Below are 8,104 nucleotides of genomic sequence, written 5' to 3' on the forward strand. Positions count from 1 at the left end.
TAACCCCCTCAGAATAAGTGAGGGGATTTGTAGTTAATTTTTGCCTTTCTGCCAACAGTTGCCGGCAGATTTCTGTCCAATTAATGGGAGTTAACTTTGCCCGATTCTCCCCGTCGGGCGACTGTATTCAGTTATAAGTATTAGTTTGATTCCCAATTGTAATTTGTTGGGCAACCATTGAGCCTTTTTCTGCTTTTATTTCCTCTGCCAATTGTGCAAAGTTATTGATCACTGAAGGCTGATTTTTAATTTCTTCTGCTTTCGCTAGAATTTTCTTAGCAGTTTCCGACTGATCATTATTAACTGCTGCTTCTACATCTAGAACCGCTTGAGCAATTTCTGGGTCTTTCTCGGCTGCTTCTGTGAGTTCTAATACAGCTTGACCATAATCTAACCGCTGGGGTTCAGTTGCATCAACAGCCTCAATTAATCGCGGTAATAGCTTCTTTTCACGTAGCTTAGTGATTAATTTCCCTACTTGCGTCCAGATTACATCACCAATATTTTCGTAAAGTTTATCGCCAATTTTTTCTAGAGGTTTACTTACTAGAGGGTTACTTGATATCGCAGCAATAGTATTTATGACAGCCATGAGCGTGAAAGTTTTCATAAATTCGCTATAAATTAAGTTGGTGTAAAGAGTATTTCAACAGATGCGATCGCTATTTCGTAGAATTGATCGCAAAATTTATGGTATCACGTCAATAAATGGTAATCTCAGCATCTTGTCATAAATCAAGAATGATGCCAAGTTTGATAAAACTCTGGATAGAGAATATTTTGGGCGCAATTCCAAATCAGGTAATGATCTTCGCTATCTCGTGCGGATCGCTCATAGGTTGGATTGATAAAGTGCGATAGCGAAGCGCTCCGTAGGAATCACTCGTAGGTTAGATTAATAAAGTGCGATCACTCGTAGGTTAGTGCGATCGCTGATATTGTAGGTTGGAACTTGTCACGCTTGTACAGTAGAATTGAAGTTATAGATAAATCGGTTTATTTGCAGTATTGACTTCGACAATTATCTGCGTGAGATTGGTGCGATTACTAATATCAGTTGCCCGTAACCGTAATTGATAGAAGCCATTTTCCAACAATTAACCATTTAATTGTACAATTAACATTGTTATGTAACTTTTAATAAAGTTGTGAGTTTTGACAACGTTTGCAAACTATTAGCTGAAAAATATCCCCTTGATTTTGCCCGGTGGTTACTACCAGAAGAACCGCGAGAAATCAAAGTGTTAAAAACTGAATTGAGTATTGAACCAATTCGTGCTGATTTTCTGACATTTCTCCAAACAGAACATCGAATTTTACATATTGAATTTCAGACCAAGGCAACATCTAACACGCCTATTCCGCTACGAGAGTTAGATTATTATGTCAGGTTAACACGCCAATATAAAATTCCTGTCACTCAAGTAGTGATTTTTTTACAAGAAACAAATCACGAAAACGCTTTTATCGAAGCTTATGTGAGTGAAACTACAACTCACCGCTATCGCGTCATTAGGATGTGGGAACAAGATTCAGCCTTATTTCTGAATAATTCGGCATTATTACCCTTGGCACCGTTAACGCGCACAAATTCACCTCAAAGTCTGTTATCACAGATTTCTGAAAATGTTGCTAAAATCGTAGATAGAGAGACTAAACAAGATATTGCCGCTTACACAGAAATTTTAGCCGGTTTACGGTTTGAGAAAAAGTTGATTCGTCAATTGTTAAGTGAGGAAATTATGCAAGAATCAGTAATTTATCAAGATATTTTCCAAAAGGGTGAGCAACGCGGTGAGCAAAGGACAGTTATCCGCCAGCTTAATCGCCGATTTGTCGAAATAGATTTATCATTGCTTAATCGAGTCAGAATGCTAACAGTTGATAAATTAGATGATTTAGCAGAAGCATTGTTAGACTTTTCAGAAGTTGCTGATTTAGTAACTTGGTTAAATCAGCATGAAAATTGACTAATCAGAAATTGTTAATACTTTTTTCTCCTCTGTTTTTACGGACTTCCACTAATAGCCTGGGAGTGGATTTCCAGAGAATATACTCTCTCTAGCTAAAAGCTTCTAAACCTTTTGAAGACTCACCGAATTCTGGTGGGCGCAGGCCCTGCGCCCCTACTCGTTTTGGATTTCTCGTAAAGTTGCTAAATTTAAGTTGGTGATTTTTTGGTAAGCTTGGTCTATACAGGGTTTACCTCTAAGGTAGCCTGTATTAGCGCCAGGGCATAAATAAGTTAAAGTTTGTGGTGTGAAGCGATCGCTTAATAACTTAACGCTTTTAAGTTGTCGTAGCCAATGAAAAGTTTTAGAAGTGCGTAGTGGCATAGGTTCACCATGCTGGTTAGGAAGTAAATGCCGCCCCGAAAATAACACGCCATCAAATTCACGATAATATAAACAAGAAGAGCCTGGAGAATGGCCTGGTGTCCAAATTATTTGCGTTGTGGCATTGAGAGTGAACTCATCAGTAAAAGTGGTGACAGTTGAACCGGGCAATAAATAGGCTTCTTGTTCTTGGATGAGAATTTCGCAATTTAAGATTTGCTGATATTCTGCGGCTTTACCAATAGCACCACGATGACTGATAAAAAACCACCGAATTCCCCCATGTAAGGACAAAAAATCCTGGTTTATTTGTTCTAAAGCTGGGCAATCTATGAGAATATTTCCTTCATTGCCGATAATGAAGTAAGATGTCCCTCCTAAAGTGTCCCGATTAGGTGGAAAGGCAAAAATACTGTTATTCGTAAAAATCAGAGGATTTTCTGGCGTTGACAGGCTTTTTGTCAAGATAGAACGTGGTGGTTTAGTCTTGTAACTCGACTGCTGGGGAAAAGAAGACATAAATGAAAAAACTCAAACTGAGGAGTGGTGAACAATCAGGTTACAGTGTATTCACCATGACTGTGAACTGTGATTGAAAAATTAAGGCGTGCAGTCTTGCTTATAATTAAAATCTGTAACAAAAATTACAGGCAAGGCATTTTATTAAACATAGTGAAAATAATATGGCATTTTGGTTTCTCCTCCTTCTGGGGTCATTGACTTATTTAATGATGCAACAGAGCGTTGCACGGGCTACAAGAACCCCTGTATGGTTATTGTGGTTGGTTTTAATGACACCTGCATTTGTATTGACTGGTTGGACGCTGATATATGGTCCTAAACAAGCTCCCCCATCAGCACTCATTCTTTGGGTATCGGGAGGTTGTTTATTATTATATTGGGTATTGTTTAATCGGGGTCGGCAATTACCCGTAAATCCAGAAAATCAATCTCCAGAAAATCTATCACCATCAAATAATCATCCTCCCGTAGAAACAGCACCTGTCCGTCCCATAGACTTAGCAGAAGAAAGCCGACTGCGAAACTGCTTTCCTTGGTCTGTCTATTATGTGCAAAATATTGAGTATCGTCCCCAAGCAGTAATTTGTCGGGGACAGTTGCGAACTATGGCTAGTGCGGCTTATGAGCAAATTAAAACTAATATTGAAGGACAATTTGGCGATCGCTTTTTAGTCATATTTCAAGAAGGGATGAATGATAAACCCTTCTTTGTTTTAGTTCCCAATCCTCAAGCAGTTAAACCAAATAACCAACAAGACGCAGAAAAAATTTCCGAACCAGTCTTAGCATTACTATTGTTAGTAGCAACTTTATTCAGCACCACTTTTATCGGCTTGAAAATTGCGGGTTTTAATATCACCCAACTAGAATCTGATTTCACATTATTTTTTCAGGGTTTACCCTATGCTTTGGGCTTAATAACTATCTTAGGAACTCACGAACTAGGTCATTATCTAACAGCGAAATTCTACAAAATTCGCACCACATTACCCTATTTTATTCCTATACCTTTTTTCTTAGGCACATTTGGTGCTTTTATTAAAATCCAGAGTCCCATACCTCACCGCAAAGCGTTATTTGATATGAGTATTGCTGGTCCATTGGCAGGATTTATTATGACTATACCTTTATTAATTTGGGGTTTAGCTCATTCAGAAATAGTAGCTTTACCCGAAAAAACCGGACTTTTAAACCCCAATGCACTCAATCCTAAATATTCGATTCTATTAGCTTTACTCTCAAAGTTGGCTTTAGGAAGTGAATTAACTGCAAAATCTGCCATTGATTTACATCCAGTTGCAGTTGCAGGTTTCTTAGGATTAATTGTCACCGCATTAAATTTGATGCCTGTGGGACAATTAGATGGTGGTCACATTGTTCATGCTATGTTTGGACAACGAACTGCTGTGATTATTGGTCAAGTTGCCAGATTATTATTACTAATGCTTTCGTTTATCCGAGAAGAATTTTTATTTTGGGCAATTATTTTATTATTTGTTCCCTTAGTTGACGAACCTGCTTTAAACGATGTCACGGAATTAGATAATAAACGTGATTTTATGGGATTAATATCAATGGCTTTGTTACTGTTGATTGTTTTACCATTACCCAAAGTTTTAGCTAATTTGTTGCATATATAAGAGGCAAGAGGCAAGAGGCAAGAGGCAAGAGGCAAGAGGCAAGAGTGAAGAGGGTTTGGGCGATTTTACATTTCTTTACACAGTTTGGTTTTATTGTGTTGACCTACTTAATTACCAATGACCCATTACCAACCTCAATATTGTAAGTAATTGGACAAAAATATTTACAGTCATTGCGAGCGAAGGGAAGCAATCACAACCCTTGCGATTGCTTCATTTCACTTCGTTCCATATGGCTAACGCCACGCAACGCTTACGCAATGACATTGTGTAATTAATTCTGTCTCACTACTTAGTCTAGGATTTTTGTGAATTAGCGGCTTCAGTAGCCTTTTTAGAAGCATCTGTGCTACCCATACGGATTTCAGAAGTGAAGGAAGCCATGCTAAAACCACCAAACCGCTTTAGCACACTTACTCGCATCCGTAAATTAGGACTAGCAAACCATAGTCTTTCTTCAGACCACATGGTTTCATACTCAGTAATTAGAGTTAAAGCACCATCGTCACCGATTTTATAGCTACCAGCAACAGGGGCTTTTTCGGCATAACCCATTTCTCGGAGTAATTTACCTTCATCTGGGTTATCTGTATTGGGGACTGTGACTAAAACAGTCGAACCTTGATGTTTTTCTTCGTCCCATTCCATTGTGCCATTCCAGATAACTCGCGCCCCACAGGAAGCCGTATTTGGCGCAATTTCATACTGTTCACACAGTTTAATTACTTCTGGATGATCAGCCGCTAACATCTCAATTACAATGTCTGATTTGCCGTCTTCTGACTGCTTGAACGCTAAATGGTGACTGGTGCGATGGGAAAACCACTTTCCAGCACTTAATTCAAAAAATTCTTCAATGTTCATAAATAAAGTTGTCCTGCATCACAATTTTAACAATGCCTTTTATTATAAGAGACCCGCGTCTTTAGACCGGGAAGTGTCAATAAAAACTAGGAGGCGACTTTAAGTAGGTGAACACAATAAAACCAAACTGTGTAAAGAAATGTAAAATCGCCCAAACCCTCTTCACTCTTGCCTCTTGCCTCTTGCCTTTTGCCTTGCCATAACGACAATTTTCAACACCAACCTACTTAAGTTCAACTCAGGTTGTTGGTTTCTTCAAGTCTTTGTAGAGAAATCCTGGCTGCTTCAGCAACGTTTTTATGACTATCTTTTTCTAGGTATTTTAAGGCGGAGACACTTTTAGGAGTCGGTAAATTGCCTAAAGCCTCAGCTAGTCGTTGTCGCACTAACCAATCCTCTGATTGGGCAAAACGGAGAATATGTGTGACAGAATTTATATCGCGGATTTCTCCCAAAGCTGAAATAGCCGCTTGTTGGATGACTATTTCTTCGCTATTTAACGCTTGGATGAGAATATCATGGGCGCGAGGGTCTTTGATATTACCTAAAGATACGGCAGCACTAAATCGCACTAACCAGTCCGTATCTTCATAAAATGCCCGTGATAGCACTTCTAAGGCTCTATTATCTTCTAGATATCCCAATGCACCGGCAGCATCAGCGCGGATGCCATAATCTGGATCTGTTTCTAAAATTTTCACGAGAATAGAATAACACTCTGGGGTTTTTTTGATTCCTAGAGCGAATATTGCCATTGAGCGCAGTTGCAGGGATTCATCATCTAGAACCTTTTTAATTAAAGGGACTGCATCATCGGCAGATATGTGACGCAAACTAGCAAGAGCTACCATGCGATCGCGCAAATTTGGACTTTCTAACTGAGTCGCAATTACTTCTAAACTTGGAGCAGCCATTTATTTGACAGCAATTTCTTAATTTATCTTTACTTTAACGTAATTGGGGCAGTCTAAACTATGATTCTTGTGATTCTGATGATTTGGATGATTTTGGCGATGAAAACCCCATTAATCATCTAAATCAAAGAGATCACACAAATCATAGTTCAGACTTTGGTATGATATCGTCACTTAAATAACAGTAAAACTTCACACCTATACTGTGTCTTTAGCAAGAGGAGAATAGATCGGAATAGACGTAGGGTTAATGGAACGACTGTTAAAGACAGCGAAATTACCATTAGGAGAATGATCATGGTTTTAGTTAGCGATCGCCCGGGTACGAAAAAAATCACCAGCTTACAACAGCAGCTTATCTATGAAATGAACATCATGTTCGATGCTGAAAATCATTTCTTAGAAGCCCAGCAAATGATGTGGCAATGTTGTCAAAACAGTAAATTGAAAGCTGTAATTGAGCCACATATTCCAGAAACCGAACAGCATATCGAAAACCTGAAACAGGCTTTATCTATTTTAGGAGAGCAACCACAGCGAATTACCTGTGATCTTGCGGCTGGTTTAATTAGTGAAGGTCAAAAATTCGTCCTTTTAGCTGCCGATAATCCCAAAATTATAGACTTAGGATTGGCGGAATGGCATAGTAAAATTGAACAACTGGAAATAGCTTGTTATCGTAGTTTAATTAAGGTAGCGGAACAAATGGGACAAAACCAAGTTGTCCAGTTGTTAGAACAAAACCTACACCAAGAAGAACAGACAGCACAAAAGCTGGAACAGTTGATGATGCAGTTAGTTCAAGAAGCAAAGCAAACTGAAGCTAAGGCTACTGCTAAGGCTCGTTAGTCTGATTGGTATGTTCTAGAAAAACCCAGTTTAAATTATCATGTTTAAACTGAGTGTTTTTGGATATTATAATCCCCGATTTTTCATGCTTCGGGGATTTTAATTTGCGAATTTTCATCACTCAAATCTCAAAAATCTATAAATCAGGAGGCAGAATTACGTTATCAATTGCATGAACAACACCGTTACTACCTTGGATATCTGCCTGAGTTACTTTGGCATCATTTACAGTTACACCTGTAACCGGGTCAACTTTAACATTAATAGCACCCCCTTCTACGGTTTTCACTTCCCCAGATTTTAAGTCAGTGGAGAGGACCTTACCAGATACTACATGATAAGTTAATATCTTGACCAATACTTCCTTATTTTCTGGCTTCAATAAATCCTTTAATGCGTCCGCTGGTAGTTTGGCAAATGCTGCGTCTGTAGGAGCAAAAATGGTAAAAAGACCTTTTCCTTGCAAGGTTTCTGTAAGTCCCGCTGCTTTTAAAGCTTTAGCGAGAGTTTTAAAAGATTCATTCTTCTCAAGCAAAGTCACTAAATTCACTGATGTTGACTGGGTGGGTTTGCTAACTGGTGCAGTGGGGACTTCCCTTACTGGCTGGCTGGGTTCGGCGACCGGTGCGGTTTCACTAGGTTTGCTACCACGATTGTAAGGTGGTTCATTGAAAATATTTGGTCTGGGATTGCGGACTTCTTTGGCTGGAGATGGGATAGTAGTTAAAAGAGCGATACTCATTAATCCCATAATTGCTGTGATTTTGGGCAATAATTTGCTGTAATTAGCGTTCATAGATTTTCTTTATCTTGATTGCATACAAGTTATACCAAGATTTATCACATTTTGCCAACCAAAAAGGTTCTTGAATCAGGAACAAGATTTTTCGCAAAAATTGAGGTAAGGTGATCAAAGAATCTAGAAATCAGCGGTCAGGAGTAGGAATATTTATAATATCTAAGAGTTTGTTTAAAAATA

The 8,104-nt window shown here is 38.7% G+C and carries 9 protein-coding genes; 3 read left to right on the forward strand and 6 right to left on the reverse strand.

The window, feature by feature from the left end:
- Positions 1 to 127 precede the first annotated feature (127 nt).
- The gene (locus FJR37_RS17695; protein ID WP_168466671.1) at positions 128 to 610 is read right to left on the reverse strand and encodes a hypothetical protein; all 483 of its coding nucleotides are present in this window, start codon (positions 608 to 610) and stop codon (positions 128 to 130) included.
- Between the two features lie 125 nt (positions 611 to 735).
- Entirely contained in the window at positions 736 to 849 is a 114-nt protein-coding gene (locus FJR37_RS27775) for a hypothetical protein (protein ID WP_371416135.1), read from the reverse strand.
- Between the two features lie 299 nt (positions 850 to 1,148).
- Here FJR37_RS27775 and FJR37_RS17700 point away from each other — a divergent pair, with 299 nt between their 5' ends.
- Entirely contained in the window at positions 1,149 to 1,970 is an 822-nt protein-coding gene (locus FJR37_RS17700; protein ID WP_039200240.1) for a DUF4351 domain-containing protein, read from the forward strand.
- A 156-nt stretch (positions 1,971 to 2,126) separates the two neighbouring features.
- On the opposite strand, the gene FJR37_RS17705 is transcribed toward FJR37_RS17700, so the two are convergent.
- The gene (locus tag FJR37_RS17705; RefSeq protein ID WP_168466672.1) at positions 2,127 to 2,855 is read right to left on the reverse strand and encodes an MBL fold metallo-hydrolase; all 729 of its coding nucleotides are present in this window, start codon (positions 2,853 to 2,855) and stop codon (positions 2,127 to 2,129) included.
- Positions 2,856 to 3,019: 164 nt separating this feature from the next.
- On the opposite strand from FJR37_RS17705, the gene FJR37_RS17710 reads away from it, so the two are divergent.
- Positions 3,020 to 4,498, forward strand: coding sequence for a site-2 protease family protein (locus tag FJR37_RS17710; RefSeq protein WP_168466673.1), 1,479 nt, complete (start codon positions 3,020 to 3,022; stop codon positions 4,496 to 4,498).
- 297 nt (positions 4,499 to 4,795) lie between these two features.
- Here the strand turns inward: FJR37_RS17710 and FJR37_RS17715 are convergent, their stop codons facing one another.
- Both FJR37_RS17715 and FJR37_RS17720 read right to left on the reverse strand, forming a co-directional pair.
- Positions 4,796 to 5,362, reverse strand: coding sequence for a phycobiliprotein lyase (locus FJR37_RS17715; protein ID WP_039200243.1), 567 nt, complete (start codon positions 5,360 to 5,362; stop codon positions 4,796 to 4,798).
- Positions 5,363 to 5,595: 233 nt separating this feature from the next.
- Positions 5,596 to 6,276 (reverse strand): HEAT repeat domain-containing protein, encoded by a 681-nt coding sequence (locus tag FJR37_RS17720; RefSeq protein WP_039200245.1) that lies wholly within the window; start codon positions 6,274 to 6,276, stop codon positions 5,596 to 5,598.
- Between the two features lie 297 nt (positions 6,277 to 6,573).
- On the opposite strand from FJR37_RS17720, the gene FJR37_RS17725 reads away from it, so the two are divergent.
- On the forward strand, positions 6,574 to 7,125 hold the full coding sequence (locus FJR37_RS17725) for a ferritin-like domain-containing protein (RefSeq protein WP_039200246.1): 552 nt from the start codon (positions 6,574 to 6,576) through the stop codon (positions 7,123 to 7,125).
- A 136-nt stretch (positions 7,126 to 7,261) separates the two neighbouring features.
- On the opposite strand, the gene FJR37_RS17730 is transcribed toward FJR37_RS17725, so the two are convergent.
- The gene (locus FJR37_RS17730; RefSeq protein WP_039200248.1) at positions 7,262 to 7,921 is read right to left on the reverse strand and encodes a fasciclin domain-containing protein; all 660 of its coding nucleotides are present in this window, start codon (positions 7,919 to 7,921) and stop codon (positions 7,262 to 7,264) included.
- Positions 7,922 to 8,104: the final 183 nt, after the last annotated feature.

The organism is Aphanizomenon sp. UHCC 0183 (assembly GCF_009712065.1).
Lineage (GTDB): Bacteria > Cyanobacteriota > Cyanobacteriia > Cyanobacteriales > Nostocaceae > Dolichospermum > Dolichospermum heterosporum.

Excerpts from the sequence above, each read along its gene's own strand:
- FJR37_RS17695 (WP_168466671.1), bottom strand. The coding sequence starts at position 610 with ATGAAAACTTTCACGCTCATGGCTGTCATAAATACTATTGCTGCGATA.
- FJR37_RS17705 (WP_168466672.1), bottom strand. The coding sequence starts at position 2,855 with ATGTCTTCTTTTCCCCAGCAGTCGAGTTACAAGACTAAACCACCACGT.
- FJR37_RS17710 (WP_168466673.1), top strand. The coding sequence starts at position 3,020 with ATGGCATTTTGGTTTCTCCTCCTTCTGGGGTCATTGACTTATTTAATG.
- FJR37_RS17715 (WP_039200243.1), bottom strand. The coding sequence starts at position 5,362 with ATGAACATTGAAGAATTTTTTGAATTAAGTGCTGGAAAGTGGTTTTCC.
- FJR37_RS17720 (WP_039200245.1), bottom strand. The coding sequence starts at position 6,276 with ATGGCTGCTCCAAGTTTAGAAGTAATTGCGACTCAGTTAGAAAGTCCA.
- FJR37_RS17725 (WP_039200246.1), top strand. The coding sequence starts at position 6,574 with ATGGTTTTAGTTAGCGATCGCCCGGGTACGAAAAAAATCACCAGCTTA.
- FJR37_RS17730 (WP_039200248.1), bottom strand. The coding sequence starts at position 7,921 with ATGAACGCTAATTACAGCAAATTATTGCCCAAAATCACAGCAATTATG.